The sequence below is a fragment of the Chitinibacter fontanus genome, from assembly GCF_013423785.1.
Classification (GTDB): Bacteria; Pseudomonadota; Gammaproteobacteria; order Burkholderiales; family Chitinibacteraceae; genus Chitinibacter; species Chitinibacter fontanus.
In genome coordinates this window covers 228,904-251,106 of sequence record NZ_CP058952.1, presented here as the reverse complement: position 1 = coordinate 251,106, position 22,203 = coordinate 228,904, and the positions used below count along the sequence as shown (strand labels likewise).

The window sequence follows — 22,203 nt, the reverse complement described above, 5'->3', positions numbered from 1 at the left end:
GTTCATACGCCTTTACGCGTTGCGACGAGGTAATTCACGTCGGTGTCGTCGGTAAGTTTATACACTTGCGTCAGCGGGTTGAACGTCATGCCGGTGACCGCGACAGTATCAAGCCCCACGGTCCGCGTCATGCGAGCCAACTCCGATGGCTTGATAAACTTATCGTAGTCGTGCGTGCCACGCGGCAGCATATTGAGTACATATTCAGCACCCACCACCGCGAGTAAGTACGATTTTGGGTTGCGATTTAAGGTCGAGAAAAACACCCAGCCGCCCGGTTTTACGAGGCGCGCGCAGGCTTCGACAATGCTGGCGGGTGAGGGTACGTGTTCGAGCATTTCCATGCAGGTAACCACGTCGTAGCTTTCTGGCTCGGCCGCTGCGAGCTCTTCAACCGGGATTTTGCGGTAATCGATGGTGAGGCCTGACTCGAATAAATGCAGTTTGGCAACTTTGAGTGATTTTTCAGCCAGATCAATCCCAGTGACTTGCGCGCCGCGCTCGGCGAGGCCTTCGGACAAAATACCACCACCGCAGCCTACATCTAAAATTTTCAGGTCTTTAATACCCGAATGCTGGTCGATAAAGCCAATGCGCAGCGGGTTGATTTCGTGTAGTGGTTTGAACTCGCTGGTTTTATCCCACCATTTGTGCGCGAGTGCAGAAAATTTGGCGATCTCGCCATCATCAACATTGATTGTATGGGTATCAGTCACAACGGTAATCCCTAGTTGGTTTGCGGGGCAATACTGTCTTGAATTTTGCCTTGCCAATGGCGCGCAGTGCTAAGCACTTCTGCAAAATTCAAGCTCTGGTGTTCGTGTCGGCGGTAAACGGCACGGCCGGCAATCCAGACATCACTGACCTGTGTGCGATCGGCCGCATAGACTAAATGTGAAATGGGATCGTAGCATGGTTGCGTGCCTGCTTGCGCTAGATTTAGTGCAATCACATCCGCTTGTTTTCCCACTTCTAGGCTGCCAATTTTATCCTGTAAGCCCAGCGCTGTCGCGCCATTGATGGTAGCCATTTCTAGTGCTTGCCAGGCGGGAACCGCTTCGGGGTTATCACTTTGTCCTTTGGCCAGTAGCGCGGCAAGGCGCATTTCGGCAAACATATCCAGCTTGTTATTGCTGGCTGCGCCATCGGTACCGATGCCAACATTAATGCCCGCGGCCAGTTGTTGGCTAATCGGGGCGATGCCAGAGGCGAGTTTTAGATTGCTGGCCGGATTGTGGGCAATATGAATGCCTTTTTTTGCCAGTAGGGCTATTTCACTTTCGGTAGTGTGCACCATGTGAGCGGCAATTAACGGGCTATCGAGTAATCCTAGCTCTGCCAGTCGCTCCAGTGGACGTACGCCATATTCTTTAAGGCTGCCTGCAATTTCATCAGCACTTTCATGAATGTGGCAGTGAATGGCTAATTCCAGTTCGTCGGCTAGTGTGATAATCCGGCGGAAGGTCGCGTCGCTCACCGTGTACGGCGCGTGTGGAGCCAGCGTAAATTGCACCAGATCTTCCCCGATAAATTCGTCGCGGCAGGCTAAGGCTTTGCGAATGTAGTCATCGGCATTGCTGGCGTATGGGGTGGGGAATTCCAGGATAGAGCAACCCACGGTGATGCGGAATTGAGTATCGATTGCCGCCCGAGCCACCGCTCCGTGGTGGAAGTACATGTCATTGCAGCAAGTGGTGCCACCCGCAATCATCTCGGCAATCGCCAGTTTGGTGCCGTCAAAAACAAATTCATCGCTAACGTGCGTGCCTTCCGCAGGCCAAATGTGTTCATTGAGCCAGCGCATTAGCGGTAAGTCATCGGCAAAGCCACGCAGCAAAGTCATCGCCGAGTGGGTGTGCAGATTAATCATGCCGGGCATGAGTGCATGATCGGGTAATTTGATGATTTCTGCGCTAGGGTAGCGGCTTAGTGCATCAGCTGTGGCTTGTAGCGCGATAATTTTTTCGCCCTGAATCACGAGCGCATGATCGGTGTAAACAGTGTGGCGGGGGATAACTGGGATAATCCAGCGTGGTAGCAAGATTTGAACTGACATATCAGCAGCGTGGCGTTAGAAGTGCGTTTATTGTACGCCAGAAATGCAAAAAGCCGACCTTGCGGTCGGCTTTTCAAGCAATCGGTAAAAACCGAATTACTTAGCAGCAACTTCAGAAGCTGCAGAAGCAACTGCAGAAGCAGCTTCAGTAGCAGCAGAAGCTTCAGCAGCTGGTGCAGATGCTTCAACAGGAGCAGAAGCTTCAACTACAGCAGAAGCAGCTTCAACTGGCTCTTCTTTTTTACCACAAGCAGACAAAGCAACAGCCAACAAAGCAGCAACGAGCAAAGATTGTTTCATTTTGAAATCCTTTAAAGATTAAGTTTAATTACTAACCAATTAGGTAATCGGGTTATTAGCCAATTACCGAAAATTCACTTCGGTGTGTGTTTGTTCACAACCAACGGACTGAATTCTAATCAGCTCACTTCCAAATTGCTAGTGTTCTGCACGCTTTTCCGCAGTGGAATCTGCTACTTCATGTAACGTCGTGTACATCCTTATAAATCAAGGCGTTGCAGTGCACTCGTCGCGGTGGATTGTTCCCAAAGTGTGGCAAATTGCTGTTTGAGCAATGCGATGTTTTTAGCGTCATTCGCTAATTCACCACGATACCAGTCGTAATGATGACGGACTAAATAGCTATGCCCGTCCGCGATGCCCCAGCCTTTTTGCCAGTGACTTAAATGCACTGGAATTTGGCGCAGCTCAATTAAATGTGCAAACCGATCTTTTAATTGCAAAAAGCGGGGGCACTGCTGGGCGAGAAATTCAGTCTTAGCCACGAGCACTTGCAGGCGACCAGGTGCAGCTTGCGAGAAAAAATCCCAAAGGCGTTGATAGTTGCGCAAGCTACCTAAGTCGCTTTCGGCCAAATCGTTCTCGCACAATATTAATGTATGTCGCGCTTGCGTAATTATTTCGTTGAACGCAGTCTGATACCCAGTTCGGGTATCAAACTTCATTGCTGCGTTATTCGGCGGTGGGGTGGAGGTAGCCATATTCATGGTAGCTATAAAGTAAATCGAGTAACTCATCTGAATACTCGTCTGCTGGCAGCGTACGGGTATCGGCTAGGGTGTGCAGCTGGGCGAGGTCTTCATCGCTGGCGTCGTCGTATTCGAGCTCTTCACCATTGATATAAATTTGCTCGGTGCTGTAGAGCATCTGGCTTTTTAGGTCGAGCGACACACCTCGCGCGGCAACTGCTGCTGCAAAGTCGTCAAAATCCAGCGGTGCTTCAGTGCGATCAAAAAAGACATGCGGTTTGGGCTCGGAAAAATAGCGGCCAATAAATTGCTGCACTAAGCGCTCATCCCATTTAACCTGTTGCAGCATCTGGCTAATTTGCGCAACAAAAGCCTCATCGATCTTGGCCGGTGTGTCAGTGGCTTTGGCGTCTGGATCGCTATACATGCCTTCAAGGCAAATTTCATCTTGCAAGAATTCTAGAAACTTGGTCGCCATTTCCTGGGTTTTCGGTGCCCGAAAGCCTACCGAATACGTCATTCCTGGCTCAAGCGCCACGCCGTAATGCGCGTATTTTGGCGGCAAATACAGCATGTCGCCGTGCTCTAAAACCCACTCTTGCTCAGGATTAAAGTCTTTCAAGACGCGAATAGGGGCGTCTTCAATAAAGCCCGAGGCATCATCACTCGAAATCTGCCAGCGCTTTTGGCCACCAACTTGCAGCAAAAATACGTCATACGAGTCATAATGCGGCCCCACTGTCCCGCCGGGGGGGCGTAGGAGATCATCACGTCGTCCAGCCGGGTATAAGGCAGGAAGTTAAATTGATATAAAAAATCGGCAATGTGAGGCACTAAGTGGTTCACATTCTGTACCAAGATAGTCCAATCCGTGGCTGGCAAACGATTGAGGCGATGCTGGCTAAACGGACCGTTTTCTAGCTTCCAACGGCCATGGCTAAATTCAATTAGCCTGGATTCAACGTCATCGCGCTGGGCAAATTGAGCCAACCGAGCAAAATCGATCAGCTCTGGAAACTGAGTCCATGCCTGACGAATGAGCAGGGGTTTTTTTTGCCAGTATTCGGCCAGAAATTGTTCGGGGGTTAAATTTCCCAACAGTGCTACATCGAAAGGTGTTTTAGGCATGGCTTGTGACTATAAAGAAAAAAATAATGAATTTACTGCCAGCACGCCCAGTATCAAGCTAAAGGCAGCGTGCCGGTAGTGAATAAAACCTAAGAGATTGCACTGCATGGTTTGCGCCAATTGCCGCTCGCACAGAGCGCGTGGTGCCATGCTGCAATCCGATAATAATCGTATTATTGCACCGACTGGAGACACCATGCTCAATGTAGGCGATTTAGCCCCAGATTTTTCTTTACCCGATGCCGCGATGGAGATGGTTCAACTGAGTCAGTTTCAGGGTAAAAAAAACGTAGTGCTGTATTTCTTTAATAAAGATCATACGCCCGGCGGTATTGTCGAAGCGGTTGAGTTTTCTGATTTGGCTGACGCATTTTCGCAATGCGAAACCGTTATTCTGGGGGTGAGCCTGGATGATTGCCTAGCCCACGATAGCTTTATTGATGAGCAGGGGCTGTCATTTGATCTTTTGTCGGATACTGATGTGATTGTCAGCCGCCTCTATCATACTGTGCACGAATGGGAAGCGCAGGGCGTGGTAAGATGCGGGATAGAACGCTCAACGTTTGTGATTGATAAATCCGGGGTGATTCGGCATGCTTTGTATCATGTCGCACCCAAAGGCCACGCGGCCGAAATTTTGAAACTTGTAAAACAGCTAGGATAAACACTATGCAAATCGCCAAAAATTCCGTTGTTACACTGACTTATGAGATGTACGACGCTGAAGGCAATCAAATCGACAAAACCGAAGAACCGATTGCTTACCTGCACGGCGGTTACGACAATATCCTGCCGCTGGTAGAAGAAGCGTTGCACGGTAAAGCCGTGGGCGACAGCATTGAAGTAACGATGTCTCCAGATGACGCATTTGGCGAATTCGAGCCAGAATTGGTACGTGATGAAGACAAAGAAGGTTTCCCAGCTGATGTAGCCGTTGGCATGATGTTTGAAGCTGATGATCCTGAAACTGGCGAAGTGATTTTGTTCCGTGTGACTGAAGTTGAAGGCAACCGTGTGACTGTAGATGGCAATCATCCTTTCGCAGGTATGACGATCCGTTTCGCTGCGACTGTAACTGGCGTGCGCGAAGCAAATGCTGAAGAACTGGCGCATGGCCACGTGCACGGTGAACACGGTCACCACCACTAAGATGGTGCGCCTGCCGCTAATGCGGCGTGCGAAATAAAAAAAGGCGGATTGTTCCGCCTTTTTTTATTGGCCGCACAGTAGAGCTAACGCAATGAGTGGGCCAGACCTGATGTTGCAAACTTGCAACTGCCTGTCATGTAAGTGTAATGCAGCAACAGGGAATAAACTCAAGTAAACATTGGGTTTAGTCAAATCATGATTCCGTCTGTCTGCTAGCACAGCCTGTGCTAGTTGCACCAGTCCCCCTCTTTCCCCTAGTATTTGTGCCACAACAGTGATTGAGACACAAGATGTAGTGTTTCTTCACAAACTATACACAGACTTATACACAAAGCTTTGAGGAACCGTGCATGTACGCCACGCTCGATAGTACCCCAACTAGCCGCTCGGACAGCGCTGAAATCCAGTCGCCATCTCACGATGCTGCCCACTATGCCAATTACAAGATTATTCGTCGTAATGGCGCAGTGGTGGCGTTTGAGCCAAGCAAGATCTCGGTAGCCGTGACTAAAGCCTTTATCGCAGTACAAGGCAGCCATGCAGCATCTAGCGCAGCGGTGCGCGAGCAAGTGTCGCGTTTGACCGATTCAGTCGTTACAGCACTGATGCGTCGCAAGCCAGAAGGCGGCGCGATTCATATTGAAGATATTCAAGATCAGGTTGAGTTGGCGCTGATGCGCTCGGGTGAGCACGATGTAGCACGTGCCTACGTGCTGTATCGTAGCGAGCGTCAGCGCGAGCGCGATGCGGCGCGCCATGAGGCTGAGCCAGCCGAACAGCACACGATCAATGTGGTGTTTGAAGATGGTAGCAAACGAGCGCTCGACCTGAGCAAACTCAAAGCACTGATCGCCTCGGCTTGCTCGGGTCTTGAGCAATACACCGATCAAACCTTGATCCTGAATGAAACACTGAAAAACCTTTACGACGGCGTGCCAGCAGAAGAATTGCGCAAATCGGCTATTCTGGCCGCACGCACTTATCTGGAAACCGACCCAGCTTATGGCTTGGTGACGGCACGTTTGCTGCTCAACAGCATTCGCCGCGAAGTATTGGGCGAAGAAACGAGCCATGAAGAAATGGCGGAAACCTACGCTAGCTACTTCCCGCGTTATGTGAAAAAAGGCATCGAAGCCGAGCTGCTGGACGAAAAACTAGGCCAATTTGATCTGGCTAAGTTGGCCGCCGCATTAGATCACAACCGTGACTACCAATTTGGCTATTTGGGTTTGCAAACCCTGTACGACCGTTACTTCCTGCACATTAACGAGCGTCGCATCGAGTTGCCACAGGTGTTCTTTATGCGCGTGGCCATGGGTCTGGCGCTGAACGAAACCAATCGTGAAGAGCGTGCGATTGAGTTTTACAATGTGTTGTCGAGCTTTGACTTCATGTCATCAACGCCAACGCTGTTTAACTCAGGCACCCGCCATAGCCAGATGTCGAGCTGCTACTTGACTACTGTGCCAGATGATCTCGATGGCATTTTCGAAGCGCTGAAAGAAAATGCGTTATTGAGCAAATTTGCGGGTGGTCTGGGTAATGACTGGACTTCCGTGCGTGCGATGGGTAGCCACATCAAGGGTACCAACGGCAAATCACAAGGTGTTGTACCGTTCCTGAAAGTGGTGAACGACACCGCGGTGGCCGTGAACCAAGGTGGTAAACGCAAAGGTGCGGTATGTGCTTACCTCGAAACTTGGCACGCCGACATCGAAGAATTCCTCGAATTGCGTAAAAACACCGGTGACGACCGTCGACGTACGCACGACATGAATTCAGCGAACTGGATTCCTGACTTATTCATGAAGCGGGTGATGGAAGGCGGCGAGTGGACTTTGTTCAGCCCATCTGAAGTGCCGGATTTGCACGACAAAGTGGGTAAAGCGTTCGAAATCGCCTACACCAACTACGAAGCCAAAGCCGCACGTGGCGAAATGCGCGTGGCCAAAACCATCCCAGCTTTGAGCCTGTGGCGCAAAATGCTGACGATGTTGTTCGAAACTGGCCACCCATGGATTACGTTTAAAGACCCATGCAATATTCGTAGCCCGCAACAGCACGTTGGCGTGGTTCACTCATCAAACTTGTGCACTGAGATTACCCTGAATACCAACGACGAAGAAATCGCCGTATGTAATCTGGGCTCGATCAATCTGTACAACCACCTGAAAAATGGCGAGTTGGACGCAGAAAAACTATCGCGCACGGTCAAAGTGGCGATGCGTATGCTCGACAACGTGATCGACATTAACTTCTACCCAGTGCGCAAAGCGCGCACATCCAACTTGAAGCACCGTCCAGTGGGCTTGGGCATTATGGGCTTCCAAGATTGCTTGCACGCGCTGCGTATTCCATACGCATCTGACGCAGCAGTTGAGTTCGCCGATGTATCGATGGAAACCGTGGCTTACCACGCGTACTGGGCTTCAACCGAATTGGCACAAGAGCGCGGCATTTACGCTAGCTACAAAGGCAGCCTGTGGGATCGTGGCATCTTGCCGCAAGACTCACTGCGCTTACTGGAAGAAGAGCGTGGCGGCTACCTCGATGTGGATCGCAGCTCACGTCTGGATTGGACCATGTTGCGTGACCGCATCGCCGCCTACGGCATGCGTAACTCGAACTGCTTGGCGATTGCGCCAACCGCCACGATTTCCAACATCGTTGGCGTGGACGCGTGTATCGAGCCGACTTACCAAAACTTGTTTGTGAAATCGAACTTGTCTGGTGAATTCACCGTGATCAACGAGCACTTGGTGCGCGATCTGAAAGCGCGCGGCCTGTGGGACGAAGTGATGGTGTCGGACTTGAAATACTTCGACGGCTCAGTAGCGCAAATCGATCGTATTCCGCAAGACCTGCGTGATCTGTATGCGACTGCATTTGAGATGGATCCGAAATGGTTGGTGGAAGCAGCAAGCCGTCGCCAGAAATGGATCGACCAAGCGCAATCGCTCAATATCTACATGGCCGGTGCGTCAGGTAAAAAACTGGACGAGCTGTACAAACACGCATGGTTGCGCGGCCTGAAAACCACTTACTACCTGCGCACACTGGCAGCTACGTCGGCGGAGAAATCAACCGGTCGTGGTGGCGAGTTGAACGCCGTACCGGTGGATGGTGGCTATGCGGCATCGCAAGCGCAAGCGGCGATTGCGGCAGCGGCAGCGGTAGTGGATAACACGCCAGCGACTGATGCGAAGTTCTGCTCGATTGATAATCCAGATTGCGAGGCGTGCCAGTAAATCTAGCGTTGAGTTTGTGATGTCATAAAAGCTTGAAAGCGGCTGCGAATTTGCATTTGCCGCTTTCGGTTCGATTCAAATTTCGATTGGGAAATGTATGACAGAAATGACAGTCTCAGATTGGATTATGATTGCTGCAGTATTGCTTGGACCTATTATTGCAGTTCGACTAACACGCTATCTCGATGATCAAAAGGAACGTAGATCAGGCAAGGCCAATATATTCAAAACCCTAATGGCGACTAGGGCACGAAATGTTTCTTGGGCGCATGTAGAGGCGTTAAATAGAATTGATCTTGAATTTAGTAAAAGAAATAACAAAGAGAGAGAGGTCTTGGATGCATGGAAAATGTATCTAGATTTTCTTTCAAATTCTCAGTTAAAAGACGAAGCTTGGGCAACTAAACGGGTTGAGCTTTTAATTGAGTTATTGCACAAGATGGCAAGAGTTCTTAAGTATGATTTCGATAAGACACATATTAAAAATTCTTGTTACTTTCCAGAAGTTCACGGAGAAATTGAAAAAGAGCAATTCGCCTTGCGAAAAAACATGCTTGAAGTTCTAAATGGCGTCCGCCCATTGCCTATTTCAATTACAAACGTTGGGCAAAATTAATACTCCTGCCGTATGGCACTCACTTTTCTTGCTTCGCCAAGAAAAGTGAGCAAAAGAAGGCGACCCCACATCAGCGTCGGCTACGCCGATTCCCTCGTTGCGGACAGTCGAGGCGGCGCTTGCGCTTAACAAAACAGGCGCAAGCGAATTCCCGCCCCGCCTGTTCCTCGCTCGGCTTGATGTAGGGGATTCGCCCAACCCAACCAGCGCGGTTCTGCCGTAGGGTGGGTTAGGCCGTAGGACGTAACCCACCATCTTGCAGGTTGATGGGTATGCTTCTGCAGGCTTTGTTGAGATTTGGCTGTATTGATATACCTCGGTGCCGCTGTGCGGTACCGATATTTAAGACGGTTTTGCAAGTCGTTTTAAATATCGGTGATCCCGATTTTTAATTTATGCAAAAGTCGCCTAGCAAGGCATTGCGCCGAAGACAGTACAAGTAGTACGTCTAGGCACAGTAACGCAGCTAGGTGAATTTTGCTTTAACAGATAGGAATGATTGTGACCCAACACCCGCTCGATTTACTGATCACCCGCTTGCCGAAAACCGAGCTGCACCTGCATATCGAGGGCTCGCTGGAGCCAGAGATGATGTTTGCCTTGGCACAGCGCAATGGCGTGGCTTTGCCGTATGCCGATGTGGCGGCGGTGCGCGCGGCGTATCAGTTTGACAGCCTGCAATCCTTCCTCGATTTGTACTACGCCGGTGCATCGGTGCTGATCACCGAGCAAGATTTTTATGACCTGACTTGGGCCTACCTTGAGCGTGCCAAGGCCGACAATATCGTTCACACTGAAATTTTTTACGATCCGCAAACGCACACTGCACGCGGCATTGATTTTGCGGTGCCGCTGACTGGCATTCGCCGCGCTTTGTCTGACGGCGAAGCCAAGCTAGGCATTTCGTTCAAGTTGATCATGTGCTTCCTGCGCCATTTAAGCGAAGAAGACGGCTTTGCTACGCTAGAGCTGGCGATGCCGTATCTGGCGCAAATTGATGGTGTGGGTCTGGATTCCAGTGAGCTTGGCCACCCGCCAAGCAAGTTTGAACGCCTGTTTGCCCGTTGCGCCGAGCTAGGCTTGCCCGCAGTAGCACACGCTGGCGAAGAAGGCCCAGCCAGCTATATCTGGGAAGCGCTTGATCTGCTCAAATCACGCCGCATTGATCACGGCGTACGTTGCACGGAAGATGCGACGCTGGTGGCACGCCTCGCCGCCGAGCAGATTCCGCTCACCGTTTGCCCGCTGTCGAATTTGAAGCTGTGCGTCGTTAACGATCTGGCGCAGCACAATCTGCGCGAGCTGTTGGCCGCAGGTCTGTGTGCGATGGTCAATTCGGATGATCCGGCGTACTTTGGTGGGTATCTCAATACCAATCTGCTGGCCTGTCGTGCCGCACTGGATTTATCGCAAGCGGAAATTGTCCAACTAATCCGTAACAGTTTTGCTGCCAGCTGGTTGAGTGCCGAGCAAAAAGCCCACTGGCAAGCACAAATCAGCCAGCAGATCGCCGGCTAAGGAGAACCCATGCAACGTATTTTGAGTATTGTACTGCTCGTCCTGCTGTCTGCATGTGCCAGCAATTATCCCGCCCGCCAAGCGTTGCCATTAACGGCAGGGCAGCTCACGCCAGCGGCTAACCAAGGTATTGCAATTGTGGCGTTGGCTTTGCAAGGCATTGATCAAGACAGCACCCAAGCCAGTGTGCAATTGCAAGGACCGCAGGGCGAATTGTATTTGCATACCCAGATTCGTGGCGATATGATCCGCGCCCCGGGTGAAATGGCCAACCAGCCGGGTAAATTGTTTGCCCTGCAATTGCCCGCCGGTGAATATACCTTTACCCGTGCTACAGGCAGCTGGATGATTCCATCAGCCATGATCGGTGGGCGCGAATATTTCACTTTGCCACTCAATACCCGTTTCCGCGTCGCCGCCGGCGAAGTGGTGTATTTGGGCAGCATTAATCTCAATATCAATTACCGTACTGCGGTCAGCTACAGCGCCGCGTGGGAGCGCGATCAATTCGATCTGCTTCAGCGCCATGGTGTCACCGACCGCAGCAATATCCAGCTTCGCCCGCTAGCCGCGCCAGCAGGCCAGTAAACATAGCAACATCGAATTAAAACAAGGAAATCACATCATGCTCAGTTTTGACGAAGACGTAATCGCCCGCCCAGCGCCAGCCACACCGCACGCCGCGCCAGCACCGCACAGCGCCCCGGCCAATGCCATCCCGCCACGCATTACTGCCGATGACAAACGCGTGATCAACGGCACCACCGACGTGAACCAGCTCGTGCCGTTCAAGCATAAATGGGCATGGGAAAAATACCTCGCCCAGTGTGCAAACCACTGGATGCCGCAAGAAGTGAATATGCAGCGCGACATCGAGCAATGGAAAACCGGCCAGCTCTCAGCCGACGAAATGCGCATCGTGAAACGCAATCTGGGCTTCTTCGTGACTGCCGACTCGCTCGCCGCCAACAACATCGTGCTGGGCACCTACCGCCAGATCACCTCGCCAGAATGCCGCCAGTTCCTGCTGCGCCAAGCCTTCGACGAAGCGATCCACACCCACGCCTATCAATACATCGTTGAATCATTGGGTCTGGACGAAGGCGAAGTCTTCAACGCCTACAACGAAATCAAATCGATCCGCGACAAAGATCAATTCCTGATGCCGTTCATCGACGTACTGACCGACCCGGCGTTCAAAACCGGCACGCTAGCGAACGACCAGGCTCTGCTGCGCTCGATCATCGTGTTTGCCTGCATTATGGAAGGCCTGTTCTTCTACGTTGGCTTCGTGCAAATCTTGGCGCTGGGCCGTCAAAACAAAATGACTGGCGCGGCTGAGCAGTATCAATACATCCTGCGCGACGAATCAATGCACTGCAATTTCGGTATCGACTTGATCAACTCGATCAAAATGGAAAACCCACAATTGTGGACCGAACCATTCAAAGCCGAAATCACCGAATTGTTCCGCAAAGCCGTCGAGCTCGAATACGCCTACGCCGAAGACACCATGCCACGCGGTGTGTTGGGCCTGAATGCGGCGCAGTTTAAAGAGTATCTGCGTTTTATTGCCAATCGCCGTATGCAGCAGATTGGTTTGAATGAGTTGTTCCCAGGCGTAACAAATCCATTCCCATGGATGAGTGAAATGATTGACTTGAAGAAAGAGAAGAATTTCTTTGAGACTCGGGTGACGGAGTATCAGACGGGTGGGGCGTTGAGCTGGGATTAATTCATAGCGGCCATGTGGCCGCTTTTTTGTGAGCATTTATGACGATCGTTGTTAAAATCCCTCCAAGAATGAATGTTCTTACGATTGACACATTGCTGAAGCAAACTGTCAATGAGGCGCTGGTCCCAATTTCTAAAGAAATAACGTACGACCTAACTGGTTTGGAGAAAATTGAACCTGTAGGCGTAACAGTATTTAGTAATTTATTGGAATGGTTGTTGGCTTGTGGCGTTTCTCAGAAATTTAATATACCAAATAGAAATTCTGGTGCAATTAAATATCTAGATGATTCTCTTTTTTTTGAGAGATACACTGGAGCAAAAATTTTTAATAATGCCTCTGTTCGTGATACTACGTTGCCATTGAAATGGATTAATCACCCGCAAAGTCATTTGTGGTTGGAAAATCATCTGATTACATGGCTAGCTAAGGTTTTAGCTACATCGAAAAAATCTTTAATTGAATTGCGTATTTGCCTGTTAGAACTTTTTAACAATATCCGAGATCACTCAGGAGAGAATGCTGGCTGCATTTTTGTTCAGTTTTTCCCTAAGCGGAAAAAGGTGGTTATTTCATTATCTGACTTTGGAGTTGGAATACCTGCCAATGTTAAAAAAATACATCAGGGCCTGTCTGATGGTGAGGCTGTCAAGCTTGCAATGCAAGAGGGTTTTACTACAAATACCACGGTAAGGAATCGTGGAGTAGGACTGTTCTTGCTTGCCCAAACGGTAGTGGATAATAATGGTGGTGAACTTACCATCAGATCTGGGGATGCACATGTTTGCTGCAACAAGGATGGTGTAACTGACTTGAGTGATTATTCAGGGTTCTATAAAGGCACCCTTTTTGATATAACCTTACATACAGACAAGTTTGATAAGACCTTAGCAGATGACGAGGAGTTTTTATGGTAACCGTCGTGGTTAAAGAAATTGCTAAACAGGCTTATACATATGAAGATGGTGCGGCCGTTAGTGATCTAATTGCGTCTGCATTTGAGGCGGGAGATACTGTAAACCTATCTTTCAAAGGTATTGATGGTATACCCTCATCTTTTGCAAATGGTTGTTTTGTTCGTCTTTTTGAAATTTATGGTTTGGAAAAGATTAAATCTAACTTGATTATTTCTGATTCAACGAAGCAAATAAATTTGATGATTAAATCTAGATTGGTTTTTGAATCTGAACATAGAAAAACTACCTAGTGCTGTAGGTTGGCTAAGCCTGGGCAGCCCAACGTTTACTGCGACAAAAAAACCGCTGGACGATTCTGGCGGTTTTGTTTTATGCGCCGTTGGCGCGATATTTTCAATGCGCGTTCCGCCGCGCTAACGGGAAGGGGTATTTGCTTCTGCAAATACCCCTTCACCCCAAAGCAGCCCCCGGCATCCGCGTCGGCTACGCCGATGCCCTCGACTGCGGACGGATCGAGGCGGCGGTTGCGCTTACCAAAACAGGCGCAACCGAAACCCCGCCCCGCCCGTTCCTCGCTCGGCGCTGATGCAGGGGAAATTAGTGCAGACCAACGATTGCGGTATATACATGGCTAGGTGTTACTCTATAGGTCAATCCTGATATGCCTTTCAGCATAATACCCATGCTTGTTTTGTTCGCGCGGTGTGGTCTGGGGCTTTAATCCCCTGTCGCCCATCGCCGAGGGAGTGGAGCGAGACAAATGGCTTTATCGTTTGGCTCGCGACCGACTGAGGGAAGCCCGGAGGGCCGCAGGCGGGGGGGGCTCCTTTGGGGTGTTGGGGGCTTTGGAGAAGCAAAGCCCCCAACCTGCCCGCGCGGCGGAACGCGCATCAAACATCGCGGCGTAGCCGCATAAAATCGAACTTGTTCGTTTGGTTGGCGCAATGGGCACTCACCGCCTGCACTGCAGCATTGATCTCAGATACCCACCCAAGTATGACGCTATAGATTACTATTCATCTGAATTTTAGTAAGATACCCATGGCCGATTACCCAACAACGCTCAACAAGGACCCCATCATGGATACCCTCAAATTAAACTGGAATGGCCTCGATTTAATCGGTAGCGCCCATATTCCCGCCGGGGCCAGCGATGCGGTGCTGATGCTGCATGGCTTTACGGGTAACCGGATCGAGTTTACTTATTTGTTTGTCGATCTATCGCGCCAATGGGCGGGGCAAAATCTGGCGAGCTTTCGCTTTGATTTTCCCGGTTGCGGCGAAAGTGATGGTGAATTTGCGCACATTACCGTGGCGCAGCAGATCGCCGTGACTGAGTTTCTGATTATCCAATTGCGTGCGCTCTACCCGCAGCTGCGCTTGCATTTGCTGGGCTTTAGCATGGGCGGGCTGGTGGCTTTGCATACTTTGGCGCAGGGGTCGCGTGAGCTGCTGCAGGCGGTGACCTCGCTGTGCGCGCTTGCGCCGGCACTGAATATTGCCGAGGTCGTGCCGCAGCAAGCAGCCGCTATGGCCAAGCCTTTGCCGCAGGGAGGTTTTGATTTTCTGGGTATTGAGGTCGGTACGCCTTTGCTCAATGAGCTGGCGACGTTTGATGCGCTCGCAGGCGTCACGCAGTTGACGCTACCGGTGCATATTGTGCATGGCGAGTGCGATGTCGTCGTGCCCGTGGCTGGCTCGGCCAAATTGGCGCAGCAGATTGCGGGGGCGAGTTTTCTGCAGATAGATGCCGCCGATCATGTGTTTGCGCAGATTGGGCATCGGCAAGTATTGGCTGCTGCCGTGGCGCAGTGGGTGGCATCCCACAGCAAGTAGGGGTAGCTCATCCGCCGCGGTAGGGCGTACATGCCAAAGGGGTTGTGCCGCACGCAAAGGGGGGGGCAGTGCGGCGCGCTTTGCAGGCTCAGGCTGTGTTGGTGTTTGCAAAAATGGCAGGCGTAAAAAAAGACCTGACGTTTTTACGTGAGGTCTTAATTTACTCGCGACTGTTGGTGCCCAGGGTCGGACTCGAACCGACACACCTTGCGGCGGGGGATTTTGAGTCCCCTGCGTCTACCATTTCGCCACCTGGGCAGTCACTGGTTTAGGAGGCGGATTATTCATGGATTTGCGATGCTTGGCAAGCCTTTTTTACCGCTTGATGACTACTGCTTTGATTTTTAAGGTAATTGAATTTTGGCGTGGTAGGTGTTGGCTAAGGGCGGCGGGTGTAGCTAGGTAGTGAGGCAGTAGTGCTCTGTATTGGTGATACTGCGTCGGGTATACATGGCTCGCCATTGCTGGCTATGCGCTAGCTGGCTATACGGTCAAGGGGATGCAGGGGCTTAGGTGGGTAATACTTCCAGATCGCTAATAGGGTGCTCCATCGTGATTTCAGTTTCACTGGGGCGGCGGGCAAACCAGCGTACTTTGACTACGGCTTCTTTGGCGCCCAGTGGCACATACACTTCAACTACCCGGCCTTTGCGGCCATCCAGTAGTCGGCCAGTGGCGGCGGGGTAGATTTGCATCCGGTCGCGGCGAATTTTGACATTCTGTTTTTCGCTGATCATGTTCTGCTCCGTAAGCTGATCCTCCTCCTATTATCGGCGGCAATTTCGTAAGCTCAATTGCTAAATGTAATCAAGCCCACCGATTAACGGTGGGCTTGTGGGTATATTAATTTAGCTCATATCTAGTAAAGACTTTGCTTAGATACTACATGCCGGTATACATAGGCCCGCCACCACCTTCGGGAGTAACCCAGTGGATGTTTTGCTGACGGTCTTTAATGTCGCAGGTTTTGCAGTGTAGGCAGTTTTGTGCGTTGATCTGGTATTGCTTTTGGCCAGCCAGCTCGACGATTTCGTACACCCCAGCCGGACAATAGTAGCATTCAGCTTTGATTTCGGTGCTTAGATGCACTGGGGTAATCAATTCAGGATTACGCAGCTGTAAGTGCACTGGCTGGTCGTGTTCGTGTGAGACGTTGGCTAGCGTTAACGAATCGAGCTTGCTAAATGTAAGTACGCCATCCGGTTTCGGGTATTTGATTGGGCTACAGTCTTGCTTGCTATAGGTGTGATCGGGCTGGGTGCTGCGCAAAGTCCACGGCAGTTTTACACCAAATTGGGCTAGCCACAGTTCGGTGCCAGCATACATCGTGCCCGCCAGCGTGCCCAGTTTGGCTAGTGCTGGTTTGATATTGCGTACGCTGTGCAGCTCGGGTAGTACACCGCTGGTGTTGAGGTTGGCTTGGTAATCGCTTAATTCATCCTGTTCGCGCCCAGCGGCAATCGCCGCGCTCACCGCCTGTGCCGCGGCGATGCCCGATAGCATGGCGTTGTGCACGCCTTTAATGCGCGGGAAATTGAGCAAGCCTGCAGCACAGCCCATCAGTACGCCGCCGGGGAAGCTCAGTTGTGGTAGTGATTGCCAGCCACCTTCGGCAATCGCGCGTGCGCCGTAGGCAATGCGTTTACCACCTTTGAACAAGGGGCGAATACTTGGGTGAGTTTTAAAGCGCTGCAATTCATCAAATGGCGATAGCGTTGGGTTGCTGTAATTAAGGTGAACCACGTAACCCACAGCGACCAGATGATTAGGCAAATGGTAAATAAACGCGCCACCTTGCGCTTCGCTACCCAATGGCCAGCCCAATGCGTGCTGTACCTTGCCCAGTTGATGCTGCTCAGGTGCTACTTGCCAGACTTCTTTCACACCCAGCCCGTAGTGTTGTGGATCGCTTTGCTTGCGCAAGCCAAAATGCGCTTCTAGCTCGCCAGTGAGTGAGCCGCGCGCGCCTTCACCGATCAGTGTGTACTTGGCTAGGATCTCAATGCCACGGGTATAGTCGGCTTTGTAGCTGCCATCTTTGGCGATGCCCATATCGCCGCTAGCAATGCCGCATACTGCGCCTTGCGCGTTGTATAGCACCTCGCTGGCCGCAAAGCCGGGGTAGATTTCGACGCCAAGGTTTTCTGCTTCTTCAGCCAAAAATGCGCATACCTCGCCTAGGCGAACGATGAAACAGCCATCGTTACGCAGTGGCGGTGGTAGCAGTGCATGAGGCATGCGGTAGCTGCTATCTTCATCGAGCACCAGAAAATCATCGGCGCTCACTGGCGTAGCTAGTTGCGGTTTTTTGCTTTGCCAGTCTGGAATCAGTTGATTTAAACCAATAGGGTCAATCACCGCGCCCGACATAATGTGCGCCCCAACCTGCGCACCTTTTTCCAGTACGCATACGCTCAACTCGCTATTGTGCTGCTTGAGCCGGATGGCGGCTGATAAACCGGCGGGGCCAGCGCCAACGATGACTACATCGTATTGCATTTGATCACGATCGCTCATGATTGATCCTATATAGATTTAATGAATATATTAAATTTAATTAATCTGATTTACAGATATTCTACGCCTCTCTACAATCGTTGCAAAGTTAAACAGTAATGCACACCTTCAGCTAGGCAGATTGTTGCAATGGCGGGCTTGATCGGGTGCTTGAAGGATAAAACATGAAAATCTTGGTTGGTATTAAGCGGGTGGTTGACTATCAAGTCACCGTACGACCCACCGCCGATGGCACTGGCGTGGAAACTGCTGGCGTAAAAATGAGTATCAATCCATTTGATGAAAATGCGCTGGAAGCGGCAGTACGCCTGAAAGAAGCTGGCGTGGCAACTGAAGTGCTGGCGGTGGCGATTGGTGCTGCAGCCAATCAAGACGTGTTGCGCCACGCTTTGGCCATGGGCGCAGATCGCGCCTTGTTGGTTGAAACCGATGCGCCAGTGCAAACACTACAAACGGCCAAAGTATTAAAAGCCTTGGTTGAACGCGAAGCGCCACAACTGGTGATGACCGGTAAACAAGCGATCGACGACGATGCTGCTGAAACTGCGCAAATGCTGGCGGCTTTGCTCGATTGGCCGCAAGCGACTTTCGCCTCGGATATTCAAATTGCCGATGGCCGCGCTACTGTGGTGCGTGAAATTGATGGCGGGCAAGAAACCGTTTCGTTTGCGCTCCCTGCTGTGATCAGTGCCGACTTGCGCCTGAACGAGCCACGCTTTATTAAATTGCCCGCCCTGATGATGGCCAAGAAAAAGCCGCTGGAAAATATTGCGTTGGCCGATCTGGGCAATACCGCTGCGCCAAGCTTGACACTGCAAGCAGTGAACGAGCCGCCAGCGCGTAAAGCCGGTCGTGTATTAAATAATGTTGCTGAATTAGTTGCTGCCTTGCGCGCAGAGAAGGTGCTGCCATGAGTATTCTTGTAATTGCCGAAATCGATAGCCACGGCATTAAAGCGGCAACGCGCTCGGCCATTGCGGCTGCTGGCCAATTTGGTGAAGAAGTGCATTTGCTGCTGGCGGGCGCAGATCTGGCAGGTATTGCCACCAAAGCCAAGTCTATTAATGGCTTGAGCAAGATACTGGTGGCTGACGCGTCAGAATACGCCCACGGCGTAGCAGAAAACCTCACGCCATTGTTGGTGAAGTTGGCGCCGAGCTACAGCACTGTTGTCGCTGCTGCGACCAGCTTTGGTAAAAACCTGTTGCCCCGCGCCGCTGCATTGCTTGATGCGGCGATGGTTTCAGAAGTAACAAAAATCGCTAGCTCACGCACTTTTGTACGCCCGATTTATGCCGGCAACTTGAATGCAACGGTTGACGCGCCAGCAGGTTTGGCTCTGATCACGATTCGTCCAACCGTGTTTGAAGCCGCAGCAGAGACTGGCGGTGATGCCGCGATTGAAAATATCGCCGCAACCGGTGATGCGGGCAAAACGACGTTTGTCAGCCGTGAGCTGGCTGTCTCGGATCGCCCTGAGCTGGCGACAGCGAAAGTGGTGATTTCGGGTGGGCGCTCATTAGGTAGCAAAGAAGCCTTCCACGACACGCTTGCGCCATTGGCCGCGCAATTGGGCGCAGCAATTGGCGCAACCCGTGCCGCGGTTGATAGCGGGATGGCGCCAAATGATGCGCAGGTAGGCCAAACCGGTACGGTGATTGCGCCTGATCTGTATATCGCTTTTGGTGTATCGGGAGCTGCCCAGCACGTTGGCGGCATTAAAGATTCCAAAGTGATCGTTGCGGTGAATACCGACCCCGATGCGCCAATTTTCCAAGTGGCCGATTATGGCTTGGTTGCTGATTTGTTTACTGTGGTGCCTGAGCTCACCGCAGCCCTGAAAGGTTAAGAAGATGTCAAAGTTTGCCCATGAAACCGTGCTGACAGTCCGTCACTGGAATGATTCGCTGTTTAGCTTTACCACTACGCGTGATGAGTCGTTGCGTTTTGAGAATGGCCAGTTTGTGATGATCGGCTTGGAAGTCGATGACAAGCCGCTAGTGCGTGCCTATTCGATTGCTAGCGCCAACTACGAAGAAAATCTCGAATTTTTCAGTATTAAAGTACCGAATGGCCCGCTCACTTCACGTCTGCAGCATTTGAAAGAAGGCGATAAATTGTTGGTGAGCCGCAAGCCCACTGGTACGCTGGTGCTGTCAGATTTGAAACCAGGTAAAAACTTGTACTACCTCAGTACTGGTACTGGTTTGGCGCCATTCATGAGCCTGATTAAAGACCCGGAAGCCTACGAGCGCTTTGACAAGATCATTTTGGTGCACGGTGTACGTACTGTGAGCGAATTGGCTTACGCTGAATACATTCAGCACGACTTGCCAAACAACGAATACTTTGGTGATATGGTCAAAGACAAACTGATCTATTACCCAACAGTGACGCGTGAGCCATTCCGTAATCAAGGCCGTCTGACTGATTTGTTTGAATCGGGCAAATTGACCGACGATATCGGCTTGCCACCACTGAACCCAGAAACCGATCGTGCCATGTTGTGCGGTAGCCCAGCCATGCTGGAAGACACCTGCAAAATGCTCGATGCACGTGGTTTCCAAGTATCGCCACGTATTGGTACACCGGGCGATTACGTGATCGAACGCGCTTTTGTTGAGAAATAAGGTTTAGTTGTTGCAGGGCTGTTGTGAGAGCGCAATAGAATTTGCGCTAACTGTGCGGCCTGACTAGACTTCCACCTTAAGAATGAATTAAGCAATTGGGGTGGAAATATGCAAACACAAATCAGTTTTGATCAAGGTCGTGGCCGAATTGCCATGACGGGCAATTTTACGTTTGAGTCGCATCGCGAATTCAAACAAGCAACGACCACTGTGTTGGAGCACCCTGGTTTAACCGATATTGAGCTGGATTTTGCTGAGGTCGATTACATGGATTCAGCTGCTCTGGGGATGCTGTTGCTGCTCAATGAGCGGGCCAGTGGTCGCAAAGTGACCTTGGTTGGCTGCAAAGGCACGGTGAAATCAGTATTGGATATTGCCAATTTTGGCAAGATCTTCGAAATTCGCTAAGCACAGCAGCGCAAATAAAAAACCGGCCTAGGCCGGTTTTTTAATGACCACTGCCTAGACAGTTTCATCCATTCCAAGCTCTTGGATTTTTCGAGTAAGGGTATTTCTTCCCCAGCCAAGTAGTTCTGCTGCCTCTATGCGCTTACCCCCGGTATGTATTAAGGCTGCTTCAATCACTGTACGCTCAAACGCGGGCATAATTTCATCCAGAATGCGGGCGTCGCCACGGGTGAGGCGCAGGGTGAGCTCTTGGCTCAGAGCTTGACGCCAATCACCCAGCGGTAGATTGAGATGACCTTCGCTTTGAATTAGCTCAGGTGGTAGATCTGCCGCTTCCACCACTTGCCCTGGCGCCATCACGGTAATCCAGTGGCAGACGTTTTCCAGTTGACGCACATTGCCCGGAAACGGAAAGCTAGCTAGCCAAGCCATGGCCGCATCTGAAAGTCGTTTGCTTTCTACGCCCAAATCTTGCGCTGATTTTTGCAAGAAATGTTTTGCCAATAAAGGAATGTCTTGGCTGCGTTCGCGCAGGGCAGGTAGGCGTAGACGGATAACATTTAGGCGATGGAATAAGTCCTCGCGAAACTGCCCAGCTTTCACCCGATCTTCCAAATTTTGGTGGGTAGCTGCGATAACACGGACATTGGCTTTGATCGGCTGGTGGCCGCCCACCCGATAGAAAAAACCATCCGATAGTACGCGCAGCAGGCGGGTTTGGAGATCCAATGGCATATCGCCAATTTCATCCAGAAACAGCGTGCCGCCTTCGGCCTGTTCAAAACGTCCAACCCGGCGGGCATCGGCACCGGTAAACGCACCGCGCTCGTGACCGAACAATTCAGATTCAAGCAGATCTTTCGGGATGGCTGCACTATTGATGGCCACAAACGGTTTGTTGGCGCGCTGACTATGGCGATGCAAGGCGCGGGCAACCAGTTCCTTGCCGCTGCCCGATTCACCGGTAATCATCACGGTGGCGGCTGATTGGCTAAGGCGGCCAATGGCGCGAAATACTTCTTGCATCGCAGGGGCTTGACCTAGCATTTCAGGTACATTGGCAGCCGGTTCTGGCTGATCGCTAAGTTGCTCACTTTCCTGCAGTGCACGGCGGATTAGCGCAATGGCCTGATCGAGATCAAACGGTTTGGGTAGATATTCAAAAGCGCCACCTTGAAAGGCAGATACCGCACTATCTAGATCAGAATGCGCCGTCATGATGATTACCGGTATTTGCGGCCAATCGCGTTTAACCAGCTCTAGCAACGCTAGGCCTGATTCGCCCGGCATCCGAATATCGCTAACAATGACCTGCGGTTGTTCTACTTGTAGGTGGTTCAGTGCTTCGGTTGCGGAAGGGAAAGTGGCATGCGCAATTTGTTCGCGGCTCAATGCTTTTTCAAATACCCAACGAATTGAACGGTCGTCATCAATAACCCAAACTGTATTCATGGTG

23 protein-coding genes and 1 tRNA gene are annotated in these 22,203 nt (G+C 51.1%); 14 read left to right on the top strand and 10 right to left on the bottom strand.

Annotation, left to right across the window (positions count from 1 at the left end):
- Positions 1-2 precede the first annotated feature (2 nt).
- The 6 genes from ubiG to HZU75_RS17605 all read right to left on the bottom strand — a co-directional run bounded on the left by ubiG (position 3) and on the right by HZU75_RS17605 (position 4,173).
- A complete protein-coding gene (gene ubiG, locus HZU75_RS01175) occupies positions 3-716 on the bottom strand; it encodes a bifunctional 2-polyprenyl-6-hydroxyphenol methylase/3-demethylubiquinol 3-O-methyltransferase UbiG (RefSeq protein WP_180307398.1) in 714 nt (237 codons plus the stop codon).
- An 11-nt stretch (positions 717-727) separates the two neighbouring features.
- Positions 728-2,056, bottom strand: a complete 1,329-nt coding sequence (locus tag HZU75_RS01170) for a TRZ/ATZ family hydrolase (protein ID WP_180307397.1) — start codon at positions 2,054-2,056, stop codon at positions 728-730.
- A gap of 96 nt (positions 2,057-2,152) precedes the next feature.
- Positions 2,153-2,356, bottom strand: a complete 204-nt coding sequence (locus HZU75_RS01165; RefSeq protein ID WP_180307396.1) for a hypothetical protein — start codon at positions 2,354-2,356, stop codon at positions 2,153-2,155.
- A gap of 200 nt (positions 2,357-2,556) precedes the next feature.
- Positions 2,557-3,057 carry a DUF7931 domain-containing protein gene (locus HZU75_RS01160; RefSeq protein WP_180307395.1) on the bottom strand — a complete coding sequence of 167 codons (501 nt, stop codon included), beginning with the start codon at positions 3,055-3,057 and terminating at the stop codon, positions 2,557-2,559.
- A complete protein-coding gene (locus HZU75_RS17610) occupies positions 3,029-3,751 on the bottom strand; it encodes a JmjC domain-containing protein (protein ID WP_308419440.1) in 723 nt (240 codons plus the stop codon). Before HZU75_RS17610 ends, HZU75_RS01160 begins: the two co-directional genes overlap by 29 nt.
- Complete coding sequence (locus HZU75_RS17605) at positions 3,664-4,173, bottom strand: cupin domain-containing protein (RefSeq protein WP_308419439.1); 510 nt, start codon at positions 4,171-4,173, stop codon at positions 3,664-3,666. The genes HZU75_RS17610 and HZU75_RS17605 overlap by 88 nt, the downstream gene beginning before the upstream one ends.
- Before the next feature lie 148 nt (positions 4,174-4,321).
- Here HZU75_RS17605 and HZU75_RS01150 point away from each other — a divergent pair, with 148 nt between their 5' ends.
- From HZU75_RS01150 to HZU75_RS01105, 10 genes are all read left to right on the top strand, one after another.
- The gene (locus HZU75_RS01150; protein WP_228028146.1) at positions 4,322-4,837 is read left to right on the top strand and encodes a peroxiredoxin; all 516 of its coding nucleotides are present in this window, start codon (positions 4,322-4,324) and stop codon (positions 4,835-4,837) included.
- Positions 4,838-4,842: 5 nt separating this feature from the next.
- Positions 4,843-5,322, top strand: coding sequence for an FKBP-type peptidyl-prolyl cis-trans isomerase (locus tag HZU75_RS01145; protein ID WP_180307394.1), 480 nt, complete (start codon positions 4,843-4,845; stop codon positions 5,320-5,322).
- A gap of 350 nt (positions 5,323-5,672) precedes the next feature.
- Complete coding sequence (locus HZU75_RS01140) at positions 5,673-8,570, top strand: ribonucleoside-diphosphate reductase subunit alpha (protein WP_180307393.1); 2,898 nt, start codon at positions 5,673-5,675, stop codon at positions 8,568-8,570.
- Positions 8,571-8,667: 97 nt separating this feature from the next.
- Positions 8,668-9,186, top strand: a complete 519-nt coding sequence (locus HZU75_RS01135; protein WP_180307392.1) for a DUF6680 family protein — start codon at positions 8,668-8,670, stop codon at positions 9,184-9,186.
- A gap of 501 nt (positions 9,187-9,687) precedes the next feature.
- On the top strand, positions 9,688-10,704 hold the full coding sequence (locus HZU75_RS01130; RefSeq protein ID WP_228028145.1) for an adenosine deaminase: 1,017 nt from the start codon (positions 9,688-9,690) through the stop codon (positions 10,702-10,704).
- A gap of 9 nt (positions 10,705-10,713) precedes the next feature.
- Complete coding sequence (locus HZU75_RS01125) at positions 10,714-11,292, top strand: hypothetical protein (protein WP_180307390.1); 579 nt, start codon at positions 10,714-10,716, stop codon at positions 11,290-11,292.
- Positions 11,293-11,329: 37 nt separating this feature from the next.
- Positions 11,330-12,439 (top strand): ribonucleotide-diphosphate reductase subunit beta, encoded by a 1,110-nt coding sequence (locus HZU75_RS01120; protein WP_180307389.1) that lies wholly within the window; start codon positions 11,330-11,332, stop codon positions 12,437-12,439.
- Between the two features lie 38 nt (positions 12,440-12,477).
- Positions 12,478-13,356 carry an ATP-binding protein gene (locus HZU75_RS01115; protein ID WP_180307388.1) on the top strand — a complete coding sequence of 293 codons (879 nt, stop codon included), beginning with the start codon at positions 12,478-12,480 and terminating at the stop codon, positions 13,354-13,356.
- On the top strand, positions 13,350-13,646 hold the full coding sequence (locus tag HZU75_RS01110) for an STAS-like domain-containing protein (RefSeq protein WP_180307387.1): 297 nt from the start codon (positions 13,350-13,352) through the stop codon (positions 13,644-13,646). The genes HZU75_RS01115 and HZU75_RS01110 overlap by 7 nt, the downstream gene beginning before the upstream one ends.
- 790 nt (positions 13,647-14,436) lie before the next feature.
- Positions 14,437-15,192: an alpha/beta hydrolase gene (locus HZU75_RS01105; RefSeq protein ID WP_180307386.1), complete on the top strand. Its 756-nt coding sequence runs from the start codon at positions 14,437-14,439 to the stop codon at positions 15,190-15,192.
- A 174-nt stretch (positions 15,193-15,366) separates the two neighbouring features.
- On the opposite strand, the gene HZU75_RS01100 is transcribed toward HZU75_RS01105, so the two are convergent.
- The 3 genes from HZU75_RS01100 to HZU75_RS01090 all read right to left on the bottom strand — a co-directional run bounded on the left by HZU75_RS01100 (position 15,367) and on the right by HZU75_RS01090 (position 17,709).
- Positions 15,367-15,450 (bottom strand) — tRNA-Leu (locus HZU75_RS01100).
- Between the two features lie 251 nt (positions 15,451-15,701).
- A complete protein-coding gene (locus HZU75_RS01095; protein WP_180307385.1) occupies positions 15,702-15,929 on the bottom strand; it encodes a hypothetical protein in 228 nt (75 codons plus the stop codon).
- Positions 15,930-16,074: 145 nt separating this feature from the next.
- Complete coding sequence (locus HZU75_RS01090; RefSeq protein ID WP_180307384.1) at positions 16,075-17,709, bottom strand: electron transfer flavoprotein-ubiquinone oxidoreductase; 1,635 nt, start codon at positions 17,707-17,709, stop codon at positions 16,075-16,077.
- 164 nt (positions 17,710-17,873) lie between these two features.
- Between HZU75_RS01090 and HZU75_RS01085 the strand changes: the two genes are divergently transcribed.
- From HZU75_RS01085 to HZU75_RS01070, 4 genes are all read left to right on the top strand, one after another.
- Positions 17,874-18,623, top strand: a complete 750-nt coding sequence (locus tag HZU75_RS01085) for an electron transfer flavoprotein subunit beta/FixA family protein (protein ID WP_180307383.1) — start codon at positions 17,874-17,876, stop codon at positions 18,621-18,623.
- Complete coding sequence (locus HZU75_RS01080) at positions 18,620-19,558, top strand: electron transfer flavoprotein subunit alpha/FixB family protein (RefSeq protein ID WP_180307382.1); 939 nt, start codon at positions 18,620-18,622, stop codon at positions 19,556-19,558. The genes HZU75_RS01085 and HZU75_RS01080 overlap by 4 nt, the downstream gene beginning before the upstream one ends.
- 4 nt (positions 19,559-19,562) lie before the next feature.
- Complete coding sequence (locus HZU75_RS01075) at positions 19,563-20,339, top strand: ferredoxin--NADP reductase (RefSeq protein WP_179357139.1); 777 nt, start codon at positions 19,563-19,565, stop codon at positions 20,337-20,339.
- Positions 20,340-20,447: 108 nt separating this feature from the next.
- Positions 20,448-20,747 (top strand): STAS domain-containing protein, encoded by a 300-nt coding sequence (locus HZU75_RS01070; RefSeq protein ID WP_228028144.1) that lies wholly within the window; start codon positions 20,448-20,450, stop codon positions 20,745-20,747.
- Positions 20,748-20,801: 54 nt separating this feature from the next.
- Here the strand turns inward: HZU75_RS01070 and ntrC are convergent, their stop codons facing one another.
- A complete protein-coding gene (ntrC, locus tag HZU75_RS01065; RefSeq protein WP_180307381.1) occupies positions 20,802-22,199 on the bottom strand; it encodes a nitrogen regulation protein NR(I) in 1,398 nt (465 codons plus the stop codon).
- Between the last annotated feature and the right edge of the window lie 4 nt (positions 22,200-22,203).